Source organism: Halorubrum sp. F4, assembly GCF_027257195.1.
Lineage (GTDB): Archaea > Halobacteriota > Halobacteria > Halobacteriales > Haloferacaceae > Halorubrum.
Window position 1 is genome coordinate 476,729 of the sequence record NZ_JAPDFS010000002.1, and the last position, 13,947, is coordinate 490,675.

A 13,947-nucleotide genomic window follows, 5' to 3' on the forward strand; every position below is an offset into this window, starting at 1 on the left:
CGCGAAGGCGGGGAGGTAGGTCCGTGGGGACGGGAAGGGAAGCCCGCGAAGACGGGAACGAGAACGGGAACCGCTACGCGAGCAGCTCGGCGGCCGCGGCGGCGAACTCCTCGGTGTCGACGCCGACCAGTCGGTCGTCGCCGAGTTTGAGCCGGAGCCGCGGGCGACCCACGTCGATCGGGACCTTCTCCGTGTCGATGACGCCGACGTCCTCGAGCCGGGTCTTCGTCCGGGAGAACGTCGCCTTCGAGGCGATCCCCACGTCCTCGCCCCACTTCGAGATGTCGTACAACAGGACGTCGTTTCGCGCGGCGACGAGGAGCGAGACGGTCACCTCGTCGAGCCCGCCGTCGTCCCCGCCCGCGCTCTCCAGGGACGCGAGCACCGCGTCGAAGTCGTCGCGAACGTCCTCGCCGATGTCGGCCGCCATCGTCTCGCGAACGCGACTGATCGACGGGGTGCGGAGCGCGTACTCCTCGGCGTCCTCGAACGCGTCGCGGTGCGTCTCGAAGACCTCGGAGACGAACGCCTCGTCCGTCGTCGAGAGGGCGGCGACGCGGTCCCCCGCGCTCACGAGCGCGACGACCTTCGACTCGGAGACGAAGAGCGCGTTGTCGACGTCCTCGGGGAGGACTCGAAGCGTCAACGTCCCGGACTCGAGGAGGTCCGCGGCCTTCGAGGCGACGAGGAAGTCGTCCATGACGTCCTTCAGCACGCGCTCGTCCGCGAGCATCGACATCGTCGGGAGGTCGTCGCGAGCGACGGCGGCGTCAACGAGCGAAACGATCGTCGACGCCGGCGGATCGACGACGAACAACTCCTCGTCGGACCCGGCGAACGCCACCTCGAGGACGTCTTTCACGTCCGATTCCAATAAATTCGACACCATCTATCTCCTCGTATACAATCCCGATATCTATTTAATATTAACGGGACGCGGAGAGCGAACAACGTCGTTTGGGGGCGTCTACCGGATGAAATCGGCCGATTCGATGATCGGTCCGATGACCGGCTCGATGAATGGTCGGATGGCCGGTTCGATGAGCGGTACGTACCCGTCCCGTGTGCGGACGGACAGGCTTAATGTGCCCTCGAACGCGACGATGCGTATGGACCAAGAGAACCTCCGGGCGGTCGATCCGGCGGTGGCGGACGCGCTGGCCGGCGAGCGGACGAGACAGGAGGAGACGCTCGCGATGATCGCGAGCGAGAACCACGTCAGCGAGGCCGTCCTGGAGGCACAGGGGAGCGTCCTGACGAACAAGTACGCCGAGGGCTACCCCGGCGCGCGCTACTACGCCGGCTGTGAGTACGCCGACGAGGTCGAGGAGCTCGCGATCGATCGCGCGAAGGAGCTGTGGGGCGCGGAGCACGTCAACGTCCAGCCCCACTCCGGGACGCAGGCGAACCAGGCGGTCTACTACTCGGTGCTCGAGCCGGGAGACAGGATCCTCTCTCTGGACCTGAACCACGGCGGGCACCTCTCGCACGGCCACCCGGCCAACTTCACCGGACAGATATACGACGTCGAGCAGTACGAGGTCGACCCCGAGACCGGCTACATCGACTACGAGGGGCTCCGCGAGACCGCGGAGTCGTTCGATCCCGACATAATCGTCTCCGGCTACTCCGCGTATCCGCGGACGGTCGACTGGGAGGCGATCCAGGCGGCCGCCGACGCCGTCGACGCGTACCACCTCGCGGACATCGCGCACATCACCGGGCTCGTCGCCGCCGGCGTCCACCCCTCGCCGGTCGGCGTCGCGGATTTCGTCACCGGCTCCACCCACAAGACGATCCGCGCCGGCCGCGGCGGGATCGTGATGTGCGACGAGGAGTTCGCCGACGACGTCGACAAGTCGGTGTTCCCCGGCGGGCAGGGCGGTCCGTTGATGCACAACGTCGCCGGGAAGGCCGTCGGGTTCAAGGAGGCGCTCGAACCCGAGTTCGAGGAGTACGCGCAGACCGTCGTCGACAACGCCGAGACCCTCGCGGAGACGCTCCAGGGGCACGGGCTCTCGCTCGTCTCCGGCGGCACCGACAACCACCTCGTGTTGGTCGACCTCCGCGAGTCGCATCCCGACCTCTCGGGCGGCGACGCCGAGGACGCGCTCGCGGCCGCGAACGTCGTTCTCAACGGGAACACGGTGCCCGACGAGACCCGGTCGCCGTTCGACCCGTCCGGGATCCGCGCCGGGACGGCCGGCCTCACGACCCGCGGCTTCGACGCCGAGGCGATGCGGGAGGTCGGCGACCTCATCCACCGCGTGATCGACGACGCCGAAAGCGAGGACGTGATCTACGAGGTCGGCGAGCGCGTCGTCGAACTCTGCCGGGAATATCCACTGTACGAGTGAACGACGGATGACCGGTCGACGGCGACGCTGCCGACGCTGCCGACCCCACCGAGGCGGATCCGTACGTACAAAGTAGGGGCGGTTCCGACGGGGGCGTATGGACGACCAGTCGTTTCTGGCCCGGCGTCTCGATCGCGCGGCCGTGCCGCTCGCGATCGGCGACGTCCTCGTGTTGATGGCGCTTTTGACCGTCGGGACGCTCAGCCACAGACCGGCCGAGTTCCTCGCGAACGAGCCGACCTACATGCTCGGCGTGTGGGCTCCCTTCCTGATCGGATGGGCCCTCCTCGCGCCGCTGGTCGGCGCGTACTCCGCGGGCGCGGTCGAGACCGCGAAGTCGTCGGTGCCGCTCGTCGTGCGCTCGTGGATCCCCGCGGCCGCCGTCGGGTTCGCCCTGCGCGCGTTCGTGTTCCGCGGTGGCGTCGCTCCCGTCTTCGTCGCGGTCATCCTCGTCACCGGCGCGGTCGCGCTCGGCGGGTGGCGAGCGGTCTACTTCCGAGTACGGTGAACCGCCTCGGGGTCAAGCCCCGAGGCACTCGCCTTGTTCTTCTGTAGACGCATCGAGTACGATAGCCTCGGTTTCTCGTTCAGTTCTCGCTTCGTCCCGCGCTTCCGGCGACACCCTCCACCGGAACCACTCCGTGTTTTCGCCCGTCTCTGACTGAATATATCGTCCGTTCGTTTCGGCTCGAGACGTCCACGCACGTATCATAAGTTATGAATAAATTATGCATGTTCACGGCAGCCATGACTACGGAGGTACACGAAAATATTATGTGGGTGGGTGGTATACGATCGCATGAATTATGAGTAGGTATTACGACTACGTCCTCGGACTCATTCCGGCCGCCCTGATCGGCGTGACTGCCTTCCTGAACCTGGTCGGGCTGTCGTTGACGGCGGCCGTTCCCGTGGGCGCGGGCGTCGCGTTGGCGCTCATGGGCCACGCGATGTTCGTGCGGGCACCCCTGGACGACGCGGATCGGACCGCGGCCGGCTCCACCCCCGATGCCGCCCCGCCGTCGGGTGCCGGTCCCTCGACCGGTTCACCGCCCGGTGGCGGACCCTTCGCCGGCTCGGGCTCGGACTGAATCGCCGCGGCCTGTACCGTTTAGTCACCCCGTCCCGATGGGAGACGTATGACCGACACGTTGTTTCTCACGAGCGCCGACGTCGACGACCTCGCCGAGCCGGCCGACTACGTCGCGGCCGTCCGCGAGGGATACCGAGAGATCGGCGAGGGCGCGCCCGCGGAGCCGCGGACGAAACTCGGCCGCGACGACCCGCCGGGCATGCTCACGACCTACGTCGCGCTGCTCCCGGAGACCGGCGCGATGGGCGGATACACCTACTCGTCCGGCTTCGGCGAGCGGGACGCGTGGTTCATGACGCCGCTCTTCGACGCGGAGTCCGGCGAGCCGCTTGCGGTGATCGACGGCGCGTCGATGAACCCGTTCAAGACGGGCGCGGCGGGCGCGGTCGCCGTCGACGCGCTCGCCCGCGAGGACGCGACCGAGATCGCGGTGATCGGCAGCGGGTCGCAGGCGCGCGGCCAGCTCCGGGCGACCGCGACGGTCCGGGACTTCGAGACGGTTCGCGTCTTCTCGCCGACCGCCGAGAACCGGAAGTCGTTCGCGGCGGAGTTCGACGACCGACTCGACGCCGACGTCCGCGCGGTCGAGAGCGCGAGCGAGGCGCTCGCCGGCGCGGACGTCGTCATCACGGCGACGACGTCGAGCGACCCCGTGATCGACGACGCCGACGTGGAACCGGGCGCGCACGTCACGGCGATGGGCCAGTACGCCCCGGGAAAGAACGAGCTCCCGCCCGAGCTGGTCGCGCGCGCGACGTACGTTCCCGACCTCCGGGACCGAGCGACGCGGGACGCCGGTTCGTTCCTCGCGGCGGTCGAGGCGAACCTCGTCGACGCGGAAACCGGGATCGCCGCCGACCTCGGCGAGGTCGTCGCCGGGAGTCACCCGGGCCGCACGAGCGACGACGAGGTGACCGTCTTCGACTCCGGGGGCACGGGGATCGAGACGGTCGCGGCCGCCCACATGCTCTACGAGCGCGCCCGCGAGGCCGGGATCGGCGAGACGATCGACTTCGCGCCCGCGAGCGAGGCGCTCACCGGAAAGTAGCGGAAGTGAGGACGGTCTGGGTGGCTTACGTCCGCCGGCTCCGCCGCCTCACGGGCTCGCCGTGGACGGCGCGGTAGACGGTCGGGAACGCGGCGAGCCCGAGCGTCTGGACGACCCCGCCGCCGACGAACGCGAGCGGGAGCGGTCCCGAAAGCGCCGTCACGGCGGCGGCGACGCCGACGGTGGCGACCAGGTACGTCGCCGAGACGTACGCGATCCAGAGCGGGGCGCTCTTGACCTCCCCGAGCCGCGGCCACTCGCCGGCGTCGACCGCGCGGGTGCGAAACAGCGTCAAGGCGACCGATCCGCCGACGAGGGCGGCGATGCCGGCCAGCGGAACCGCGTCGGGGAAGACGGCCTGGAGGACGAGCGAGAGGACCAGCGCGGGTGACGCGAGGACCGCCAGCTCGATCCCCGCGAAGAAGAACCGCTCGACCCAGTAGCTCGCGCCCTCCTTCGTCCGTGAGTAGTGCTTCTCGTCGTATCCGCGTGGTTCGTCGGTCATCGTCGTCAGTCGTCGGTCATCGTCGGTCGGTCACTGGAGTCGGTAGCGGAGGATCGCGGCGATCCCGCCGAGGTTCGAGAGCTGTTCGCCGGGGGCGAAGTCGGCCGAGAAGACGACCACGTCCCCGCCCTGCCGCTCGACCGACTCGATGGTCTCGTTGACGTCGATCTCCCAGTCGCCGTCGCCCTGTCGCTCCGTGCGGAGGCGCTCGTCGACGACGAGCAGCGTCTCGATCGCGCCGAACTCGGCCGCCTCGGCGACGTCCTCGGGCCCGTACGTCGCCTTCGCGCCCTGCGCGATGTTCTCGGTGAGCTCGTCGATGAGGCTCGCCTCTTTCGCGATGCGCGTCTCCTTCTGCACCTCGTCGACCGCGCCGCGTTTGAGCACCTCGTGGACGCCGCGGTCCCCCGCGGCGGAGGTGTCGACCGTGGTGATCCGGTCGTCGAGGTCGCGGTACTCCTCGGCGATGTGGTCCCGGGCGTCCCGTTTGGTGAATCCCGGCCCCGCGAGGATCACCGCGTCGGCGTCCAGGTGGGAGAGCGCGTCGCCGAGCTCGGCGAACAGCTCCGCTCTCGGCCGGGAGTACTCTCCCTTCCCTGTCGGCTTGGTGAAGGAGGCGTACTCCTCGGTGCCGTACTGCTGGACCGTGTGGACGTACGCCGCCCCTTCCTCGACGGTCGCGATGGCGACGTCGGGGTTCTCCGCGGCCTCCGTCGCCTCCTCCAACCGCTCGGTCTGGTCGGGCTTGAAGTGCTTCTCGACCGTGATCTCGTCGTGCTCCTCGACGTTGATCGTGTGGTGAGCGTTGAGCTGGTCCTCCCGGGAGCACGCGACGATGACGCCCGAGACGCGGAGCCGATTGGCGAAGCGCGCGAACTCGACGTCCTCGACCTCCAGGGTCACCCAGACGTGCTCGCGCTGTCCGCCCGTGTCCCGCATCTGGTCGTCGTTCCGCTGGATCCGGCGGGTGGTGTCGCCCTCGACGCGGTCGCCGGGTTCGAGGACGTGTGCCAGATGCCAGAGGTCGTCGACGTTCTCGGGGACGAGCGTGAGCCGCTCCCGGCCCTCCTCGCCGTAGCCCCGCTCGGAGATGCGCATATCGGGCGTTCGATCGGGACGGTATCAACTCTTGGCTTCCGTCCTCGACGGTCGCGGGCGAGAGCGACGACGAATCGCCGGCCACGGCTCCACGACGCCGGCCGCTCACGGCCCCCAGTCGAACTCGTCGGCCGTGCCCGCATCCGGACGATCGTCATCGCCGTCGTCATCGAGTTCGTCGCGGTCGGCGGCGCGGTCGTCGACGTGGTCGGCGGCGCGATCGCCGCCGTCGTCGGAATCCCCGCCGGCCCCCTCGACGAGGGAGTCGAGATCGACGGTCCCGACTTCCTCCGGAACCGGATCCACGGTTCCGCCGGGCACGGATCGCCCGGTCTGGACCGCCGGATCGATCTCCGAATCGACGGGACCCGGTCCCGGAGACGATTCGACGGCGGAGACACTCGATCCGTGTGAAGTCCCCGACTCGGCGTCGGCGACGTGCTCGTCAGCGACGGAGGCGACCGATCCGGCGTGCTCGACCGCGTGGCTCGCCCCGAGGCCGTACAGCGTGTGAACGACGACGCGGACCACGAAGACGCCGGCGACTCCGACGAGGAGCGGGACGAACGGCCCCGCGAGGACGTATCCCGTGAGCAACGCGATCATGGCCAGCGACCACGCGACCGCGTACTCGCCCGAGAGCGCGATGCGGCCGACCGTTGCTGGACGGAGCCCGTCGCGGAGCCGGCCTCCCGCGGCGAGGGCGGCGAGCGCCGCCGGCCTGACGTACGCGAACGCGACGAGGTACGCGAGCGAGACGACGACGAGGAACGCGCCGACGATCCCGTAGGCGGGCGTGGCGGGCGGCACGGCCGCGTCGACGCCCGGGAGGCCCTCCGGATCGGTCCCCGCGACCGATTCCGCGAGCGGTGTCGGATCCACCCTCCCGAGCTCGATGAACGCGCCGGCGACCGCGATCGCGGCCAGTCCGACGACGAGCGGGAGGAGGTACGCCGCAGTGAGCAGCGCGGACGCGAGGCCGTCGCGGTAGAGCCGTCCCCAGCGAACGAAGGGCGGCGCTTCCGGGGAGGCGTCCGTCACGTACGCGGAGCCGTCGCCCGTCTCGATCCCGACGGCGATCACCCGCAGAAGGTAGCCGCGGGCGACGAGCGCCGGCGCGAACGCGAGCGGCGCGGTCACGACGAGCAGGGGCACGGTGAGCGTTCCGAACAGCCAGAGCGGCGTAACGATCCACGAGAGGAGCGTCAGGACCGTCCCGATGATCAGCGTCCCGGCCGCGTCCTCGGAGCGAAGCGGCGTCGCCAGCGCGGCCCGGAGCATATCACATGCTCCGTGGGAACGCGTATAAATTCTGGCGGGGGAAGCTAACTCACTCCGGGACGACGGGACGGTCGTCGGGTATCCCGAAGAGGGGATCGGAGTCTGTAAGCCAGATAACTGAAAGATCGTTCACCGAGCGTTTATGACTCGGGATGGAGTACCAATTCCTGGCCGCGCGGGACAATCGTGTGCCTCTGACAGACTCGATGTCGGCCGTCGGACTCGACGGCCCCCGTCAGCGGCTTTCCGCTCGGACTCCCGGGACATCGATCCCGAAGCGACGCGCCGGTACCGATTTATCCCACCCCGCCGACCGTCCGGTATGAGCGACGACGAACCGACGAGCGGGGTCGAACCGACGCTCCGGAGCTACGGCGTAAGCGTCGAGTCGATCGACGCCGGCGACCCGCTCGAGGTGACGTACATGACTGCGTTTCCCGGCCGCGAGGTCCATCGCCGCGAGATCGGACGGGCGCTCAACGCCCTCATCGACCGCGCGGAAGCGGACGCGTGGGAGCCGGTGCGCGTCGAGGCGACCGTGATACGAGCGCCGGGCGACCCGCTCGGGACGTGGGCGGCCGAGCCGGCGTGGTTCGAGGGGCTCCTCGCGGACGAACTGACCGAGACCGAGTTCTCGACGCGCGTTCTGGGGACGCTCACGCACGTCGAGGGCGACGGGTCCGACGGCGACGCCGAATCCGACGAGTCCGACGGCGACGAGGACGAAAGGACGTCGGAGGATCCGACGCCGTGACTCGACGCAATCCGGTGAACCGCGCCCAGCGGCTGCTCGCCCGGCCGCCGCGCGAGCGATTCTCGACTCGTGACCTCGCGTTCGACGTCGACGGGGAGACCTGTCGGGGGACGCTCTACCTTCCGGCCGGTGACGACGGCGATCCGCCGGTCGTCGTCATGGCTCCCGGCCTCGGAGCCGAACGCGGGTTCGGGTATCCGGCGATCGCCGAGCGGTTCGCCGACGCCGGCTACGCCGCGTTCTGTTTCGATTATCGCGGGTTCGGCGACTCCGACGGCGACTCCCGGCTGGTCCATCCCGGTCGCCAGCGCGACGACTACGCGGGCGCGATCGACCGTCTCTCCCGCGTGAACGCGGTCGGCCGCGACCGGATTCTCTGGGGCGCGTCGCTGTCGGCGGGACACGTCCTGACGCTGGCCGCCGACCGCCGGGACGTCGACGCCGTCGTCGCGGTGACGCCCGTCCTCGACGCGCGGGCGATCGTCACCGATCGCGGCGGTCGGTACGTCGCCCGTGCGGGCCTCGCGGGCGTCCGCGACCTGCTCGGCCACCGGTTCGGTCGCGGCCGAACGGTCCCGATCGTCGGCGAGAAAGCGGAGCTCGCCGCGATCACCGAGCCGGGAACGAAGCGGGGCTATCTGGACCTCGTCGACCGGGAGTCGTCCTGGCGGAACGAGACGCCCGCTCGGTCGCTCCTGCGGCTCGTCAACTACCGACCGGGCGAGCGGCTCGCGGAGATCCGCGCACCGACCCTGCTTCTGGCCGGCACCGACGATCCGATCGTTTCGGCCGAGGCGGTCGTCGACGCGGCCGCGGACCTTCGACGCGGGACCGTCGTCTCCATGCCCGCCGACCACTTCTCCCCGTTCGGGGCGGACTTCGAGCCGGCCGTCGGCCACCAGCTCTCGTTCCTGCGGGACGCGTTCGACGGGTAGCGGGGACGAACGGGTGAAGACGAACGGGCGGAGGCGTCGGCCGCCGCACCGGGACGGATCCGATGGGCTCCCGACCGCAGCGCCGGCCGGGTACGGCATTTATGCCGTAGACTCGCGTATCCCCGAACATGACCGTCGTCGCCCTGTTGAGCGTTGCACCGGTGATCGAGGGAAGCATGGCCGAGGAGGTCGCGGAGGCGGTGGCCGCCCTCGACGACTTCGACGTGAGCTACGAGACGAACCCGATGGGGACCGTGATCGAGGCCGACGACGTCGACACGCTGCTCGAGGCGGTCGGGGCCGCCCACCGTGCGGTCGACGGCGACCGGGTCTCCACGTTCCTGAAGATCGACGACAAACGGACCGTCGAGACCACGGCCGATCGGAAGGTCGAAGCGGTCGAGGAGCACCTCGGGCGCGAGGCGAAGCGGGACCGGTGACGATCACCTCGCCACCTCGGTGACGATCCGTCGACCGCCTCAAAGCGGCCGACGCGCGGCTCCGGCGGCGTCACCGCGACGACGGCCGTCCTCGACGAGAGCGGACCGCACGCACCAGCGGCAGTAGCGGTATCCCGACCGGTTTCGTGCGCCGCAGTGCCCGCAGACGACCGTCTCTCCGTCGCCTTCGAGCGGCGGCGGGTCGTCGGTCCGGGCGTTCCCGTCCCGCGGGGCGTCGGCGTCGGTCGACGCGTCCGGGCCCTGCCGCTTGGCGAGTAACGCGTCGAATCCGGTGTGATCCCCGTCCGCCGACGTCCTCGCCGAGCCGGTCGCGTCACCGGGACCGCGGTTCCGACGGGCGAGCCCCCACGCGACCGCCAGGTTGATCAGGAGCATCCCCGCCAGCAGCGCGGCGAGCAGTGCCACCGACATATGTGTAACGTTAGCACTCGACGCTATTATGTCCGACGGTCGGGTGGTCGGTCCTCGGTCGAAGGAGTCGGACCCCGGTCGGATCGGCCGCGTCCCCGACACACTTAGTGGTCCGCATAGAAGGGGCCGACGCATGACGGACATCGTCCACACGAACGCGGCCCCGGAGGCGGTCGGCGCGTACAGCCAGGCGACGACGAACGGCGACCTCGTGTTCACCGCCGGCCAGATCCCGTTGACACCGGAGGGGGAACTCCTCGACGACGCCCCGATCGCGGAGCAGACGGAACGGGCGCTCGACAACCTGCTCGCGGTCCTCGCGGAGGCCGGCGCGGAACCGGAGGACGTGCTCAAGACGACCGTCTTCCTCGCCGACATCGACGACTTCGAGGAGATGAACGAGGTGTACGCCGGCTACTTCGAGGAGTCACCTCCGGCGCGGTCGGCGGTGCAGGCCGGCGCGCTCCCGAAGGGCATCGGCGTGGAGATAGAGGCGGTCGCGAGCGTGGAGTGAGATGAGGGAGGGCGACGAGGACCGCGAGGGCGACGCGGTTCCCGCTTCCGGGACCGACTCCGCCGCTTCCGAGACGGCCGCCACCGGCGTCCCCGCCACGCGGCGGAACCGGCTGCGCTCCGCGGGGTTGTGGGGGGCGATCGGCGGGTTCGCGTTCCTCGTCGCCGCGCAGGGATACCTCCTCACCGGCGGGTCGTTCCCCTTCGGGTACGCGTGGCTGTTCGGACTGGCCGCGGTCGTCGTCGCCGCCGCCGGCACGCTGGCGTACCTCACGGAACACCGGATCGCTCGACGGGGGGCGAAAAGAAGGACTTAACAGTCCCACCGATTTAGTCTCGAACGAGCCAGGATGGCCGAGTGGTAAGGCGCACGCCTGGAAAGCGTGTTCCCTTCCGGGATCGGGGGTTCAAATCCCTCTCCTGGCGTCTTTCGCCGTCGAAACAACGAACGAGGAGCGAAGCGACGAGTGAGTTCTGCGACAGCAAAGCGCCGGAGGATTTGAACCCTACCGGTCGCGCACAGCGAGCGCCTCGGCAAGCGAGCGGCGAAGCCGAGAGCAGTGAGCGAGCACGTCCGGTTCCGGTTCAAACCCCTCTCCTGGCGTTTCTGGACGTCTCGAACGCCGAGCGACGCGCGTGGCGTTTCGAAACCCCGACATAACCTTAATGTGTGTGGGAAGTATTGTCACGGGTGACGATGCCAGACACGAAATCGGGTCGCGAACGGAAGGGGAGAGGAAAGCGTCAGCAGCTCGAGGACCACCTCGCCCGACGGGAGCTCGAGGCCGACGACGAACCGCCGGAGCCGACGTCGGACGTGACGGACACGGAGTACCTCGTCGATCTGGACGAATAGACGGCCGAGTAGCCGCCCCGCCGATCCGATCGGACGGTCCTCGTTTTTCACTCCTCACGGAGTCGTGCCGCAACGCCTCGAATTTCCTCCGGATCGTCCACGATGGCCCGAAAGAGACTATTCGCGATCGCCGCCCGCTCGCGGTACCACGTCGCCGTCGGCGGCTCGACGACCGCGTTCTCGGCCATGAACCGGATCGCCGGTGCGTACGGTTCGTACGGTGACGACTCGAGAGCGTCCACCGAGAAGGGGTCCCCGTTCATCGTGGGGATCTGTCCCTGGTCGACGATGAGCGACGCGACGCTCGACGAACGGAATCCCCTCGCGACCGCGAGCGCCTCGCCGAGGAGTTCCGTGTTGGGGTTGACGACGACGTACTGGCCGTACACGGTCGTCCGGGACCCCTCCAACCCCGCGGGCATCGGCATCACGCCGTGCGTCTGCGGATCGACCGGATCCGGACCGTCGATCGCTAGAGAGAGGGGGAGCAAGGCGGCGACCGCGGCCCCATCGAAGTACGTGTTCATCGTCTCTGAGTACCCGTAATCGAGTACCTCCTCGGCGGATGCCCGTTCGATCGACAGCCTCGCCCGGTTGCCGCCGAGCGCGAGGTCGTGGAGGACGTCCGCCGCCCGGAAACCAGGTGTGTCCGCGATCGTCACCGTCGTGTCGTTCGACGGTGCCGTCTCCCTCGCCTCGTAGTACGACCCGCCGAACCCGCCCAACACGCCGGTGAACGTCGGGGGGAGCATCGATCCGCGGCCGTTCCAAACGAACCCCGCCTCTCGCCGGATATCGGCCACCATCTGCGACCACTCGGACCAGTTCGGCGGGTCGGTCATCCACGCCTCGGCGTCGCCGAACCCGGCCTCCTCGAACGGTGCTCTCCGGTAAACGGTCCCCTGTGGCATGAACGAGTACGGCAGCGCGTGAACCTCCCCGTCTCCGGGGTGGCGTGCCGGGATGTCGAGCGCGGGAAACGTCCGGTCCAACACCTCCCCGATCCGGTGGTCGCTCGCGTGCGTCGAGAGCGGCTCGGTCGCGTCCGCGGAGAAGAGAGGGCCGAGTTCCTGACCGCCGACGAGCAGCACGTCCGGCACCGGTTCGCCTCCCTCGACACGAGCGATGAATTCCCGGAGTCGCTCCTCCCCGCCGGATCCCGAACGGAGCTCCAAGTCGATCACGTCGGGGACGTCCGAGTCGGCGAACGCCGCCGGAAGCTCTTCGCCCCACTGGTAGTAGCCGACGTCCACGGTGACGGTCCCGCCCGTGATCTCGGTGGCGGCGTCCTCCTCCGACTCCGTTTCCCCGCCCTCGGACTGGGTCTCGGTCCCCGTTCCGTCGCCGGAGCCGTCGGTCGAGGTCGTCCCGCCCTGCAGGGGCTCCGCCGTGGGATCGTTCCGATCCATCGCGACGAGGCCGCCGAGCCCGACGCCGGCGAGCGTGAACGCGCCGACCCCGTACTTGAGGAACGATCGTCTGGAGCCGCCCTCGTCGGAGCCGTCGGCGTCCCCGTCGGTCGGCTCGCTGCCCGGATCGCTCGCGTCGGTCGTGGCGGCGGCCGCGGTACTCGCGTCCGCGGTACTCGCGTCCTCCTCGCCCTTCGTCGCCGATCCGGTTTCGGCGGATCGGCTCTCCGATCCAGTGGCTTCAGTCTCCGAATCGGCCGATCCGGACTCCGCATCCGACGCCTCGGGCGTCGGTACGACGGTCGCGGCGAGCGTGTCCGCCCGGCGGTCCGCCGTGTCGACGGGCGGAACGGCGTCGAGGAGGTCACGGCCCAGCGGATACGTCGTCGCGTACCGATCCGCCGGGTCCGTCGCGGTCGCACGGCGCGTCGGCCGTATCGCCCCCTCCGGAAGGTCGTCGGCGAGGGCGTCGACGTCGATCCCCTCGCGGATCGCGGCGGCCAGCGCCCCCGGATCGTCGGCGTCGACGTCGGGAAACGGCGATCCGTTCCCGAGAACCGCGGCGGCGAGCGCGCCGATCCGGTAGACGTCGGTCCGCTTCGACGCGTGGTCGTCCTCGAGCTGTTCGGGCGCGGTGTACGGCGTCGGCGGCGGGTCCTCGACGAGCCGGCTCAGCCCCCAGTCGTCGACGACCGCGACCGGTCCCTCGTCGTCGACGCGGAAGGAGAGACAGTCGGGGTGGAGCGCGAGGTGACACGGCGTGGAGCCGTACCGCGAGTAGGTTCGGAGGACCTCACACACGTCGAAGAGCAGCTCCGCCCGAGTCCGCGGGTCACACGCCCGCGCGGCCTCGAGCGTGGCACCGGTCGCCCAGGCCTCGAGCTCGTCGGGGACGTACTCGACCGCGACCCACGGTTCCGGATCCGTTCCCCAGTCGAGCAGTCCCCGGACGGTCCGCCGCTCGTCGACGGTTCCCCACTGGCGGGCGAGCGCGTCGAACCGGTCGTGCCGGTCCTCGGGGACGGTTCCCGTCGGCGTCCTGATCGCGATGGGATCGCCCTCCTCGTCGGTTCCGCGATACGTCGTCCACCGGGGCGTCCTCCCGACACGGTCGCCGACCGACCACGTTCCGTGTGAGCCCTCCACCGGACCCTCGAACCCATCCATACGCCGACGTTTTCGGTCCCCCCTAATAACGGATGGGCATCGATCTCACGGATGATACT

Annotated in this window: 16 protein-coding genes and 1 tRNA gene; 11 read left to right on the forward strand and 6 right to left on the reverse strand. The window is 69.6% G+C overall.

The features are described from left to right. Positions 1 to 73: 73 nt before the first annotated feature. Positions 74 to 889 (reverse strand): transcriptional regulator TbsP, encoded by an 816-nt coding sequence (locus tag OKW78_RS07135; protein WP_281194496.1) that lies wholly within the window; start codon positions 887 to 889, stop codon positions 74 to 76. A 220-nt stretch (positions 890 to 1,109) separates the two neighbouring features. Here OKW78_RS07135 and glyA point away from each other — a divergent pair, with 220 nt between their 5' ends. From glyA to OKW78_RS07155, 4 genes are all read left to right on the forward strand, one after another. Next, on the forward strand, positions 1,110 to 2,357 hold the full coding sequence (gene glyA, locus OKW78_RS07140; protein WP_281194497.1) for a serine hydroxymethyltransferase: 1,248 nt from the start codon (positions 1,110 to 1,112) through the stop codon (positions 2,355 to 2,357). A 97-nt stretch (positions 2,358 to 2,454) separates the two neighbouring features. Next, positions 2,455 to 2,865, forward strand: a complete 411-nt coding sequence (locus tag OKW78_RS07145) for a DUF3054 domain-containing protein (protein ID WP_281194498.1) — start codon at positions 2,455 to 2,457, stop codon at positions 2,863 to 2,865. Positions 2,866 to 3,163: 298 nt separating this feature from the next. Then, positions 3,164 to 3,448 (forward strand): hypothetical protein, encoded by a 285-nt coding sequence (locus OKW78_RS07150; protein ID WP_281194499.1) that lies wholly within the window; start codon positions 3,164 to 3,166, stop codon positions 3,446 to 3,448. Between the two features lie 48 nt (positions 3,449 to 3,496). Next, positions 3,497 to 4,498, forward strand: coding sequence for an ornithine cyclodeaminase family protein (locus OKW78_RS07155; protein WP_281194500.1), 1,002 nt, complete (start codon positions 3,497 to 3,499; stop codon positions 4,496 to 4,498). Between the two features lie 25 nt (positions 4,499 to 4,523). Here the strand turns inward: OKW78_RS07155 and OKW78_RS07160 are convergent, their stop codons facing one another. The 3 genes from OKW78_RS07160 to OKW78_RS07170 all read right to left on the reverse strand — a co-directional run bounded on the left by OKW78_RS07160 (position 4,524) and on the right by OKW78_RS07170 (position 7,382). Then, positions 4,524 to 5,003 carry a hypothetical protein gene (locus OKW78_RS07160; RefSeq protein WP_281194501.1) on the reverse strand — a complete coding sequence of 160 codons (480 nt, stop codon included), beginning with the start codon at positions 5,001 to 5,003 and terminating at the stop codon, positions 4,524 to 4,526. A gap of 30 nt (positions 5,004 to 5,033) precedes the next feature. Beyond that, entirely contained in the window at positions 5,034 to 6,101 is a 1,068-nt protein-coding gene (locus OKW78_RS07165) for an mRNA surveillance protein pelota (protein WP_281194502.1), read from the reverse strand. A 105-nt stretch (positions 6,102 to 6,206) separates the two neighbouring features. Further along, positions 6,207 to 7,382, reverse strand: coding sequence for a DUF4013 domain-containing protein (locus tag OKW78_RS07170; protein ID WP_281194503.1), 1,176 nt, complete (start codon positions 7,380 to 7,382; stop codon positions 6,207 to 6,209). 322 nt (positions 7,383 to 7,704) lie between these two features. On the opposite strand from OKW78_RS07170, the gene OKW78_RS07175 reads away from it, so the two are divergent. The 3 genes from OKW78_RS07175 (at position 7,705) to OKW78_RS07185 (ending at position 9,511) form a co-directional block, all read left to right on the forward strand. Further along, entirely contained in the window at positions 7,705 to 8,136 is a 432-nt protein-coding gene (locus tag OKW78_RS07175; RefSeq protein WP_281194504.1) for a hypothetical protein, read from the forward strand. Next, positions 8,133 to 9,071 carry an alpha/beta fold hydrolase gene (locus OKW78_RS07180; RefSeq protein WP_281194505.1) on the forward strand — a complete coding sequence of 313 codons (939 nt, stop codon included), beginning with the start codon at positions 8,133 to 8,135 and terminating at the stop codon, positions 9,069 to 9,071. The genes OKW78_RS07175 and OKW78_RS07180 overlap by 4 nt, the downstream gene beginning before the upstream one ends. A gap of 128 nt (positions 9,072 to 9,199) precedes the next feature. Continuing rightward, on the forward strand, positions 9,200 to 9,511 hold the full coding sequence (locus OKW78_RS07185; RefSeq protein WP_281194506.1) for an MTH1187 family thiamine-binding protein: 312 nt from the start codon (positions 9,200 to 9,202) through the stop codon (positions 9,509 to 9,511). 39 nt (positions 9,512 to 9,550) lie between these two features. Here the strand turns inward: OKW78_RS07185 and OKW78_RS07190 are convergent, their stop codons facing one another. Beyond that, positions 9,551 to 9,943: a zinc ribbon domain-containing protein gene (locus tag OKW78_RS07190; protein WP_281194507.1), complete on the reverse strand. Its 393-nt coding sequence runs from the start codon at positions 9,941 to 9,943 to the stop codon at positions 9,551 to 9,553. A gap of 133 nt (positions 9,944 to 10,076) precedes the next feature. Between OKW78_RS07190 and OKW78_RS07195 the strand changes: the two genes are divergently transcribed. The 4 genes from OKW78_RS07195 (at position 10,077) to OKW78_RS07210 (ending at position 11,312) form a co-directional block, all read left to right on the forward strand. Further along, positions 10,077 to 10,457, forward strand: coding sequence for a Rid family detoxifying hydrolase (locus OKW78_RS07195; RefSeq protein ID WP_281194508.1), 381 nt, complete (start codon positions 10,077 to 10,079; stop codon positions 10,455 to 10,457). A gap of 1 nt (position 10,458) precedes the next feature. Then, the gene (locus OKW78_RS07200) at positions 10,459 to 10,773 is read left to right on the forward strand and encodes a hypothetical protein (protein WP_281194509.1); all 315 of its coding nucleotides are present in this window, start codon (positions 10,459 to 10,461) and stop codon (positions 10,771 to 10,773) included. A gap of 27 nt (positions 10,774 to 10,800) precedes the next feature. Next, positions 10,801 to 10,882 (forward strand) — tRNA-Ser (locus OKW78_RS07205). 271 nt (positions 10,883 to 11,153) lie between these two features. Next, positions 11,154 to 11,312, forward strand: a complete 159-nt coding sequence (locus tag OKW78_RS07210; protein WP_203227803.1) for a hypothetical protein — start codon at positions 11,154 to 11,156, stop codon at positions 11,310 to 11,312. Positions 11,313 to 11,359: 47 nt separating this feature from the next. Here OKW78_RS07210 and OKW78_RS07215 read toward each other — a convergent pair whose 3' ends face one another. After that, a complete protein-coding gene (locus tag OKW78_RS07215) occupies positions 11,360 to 13,888 on the reverse strand; it encodes an extracellular solute-binding protein (RefSeq protein WP_281194510.1) in 2,529 nt (842 codons plus the stop codon). Positions 13,889 to 13,947: the final 59 nt, after the last annotated feature.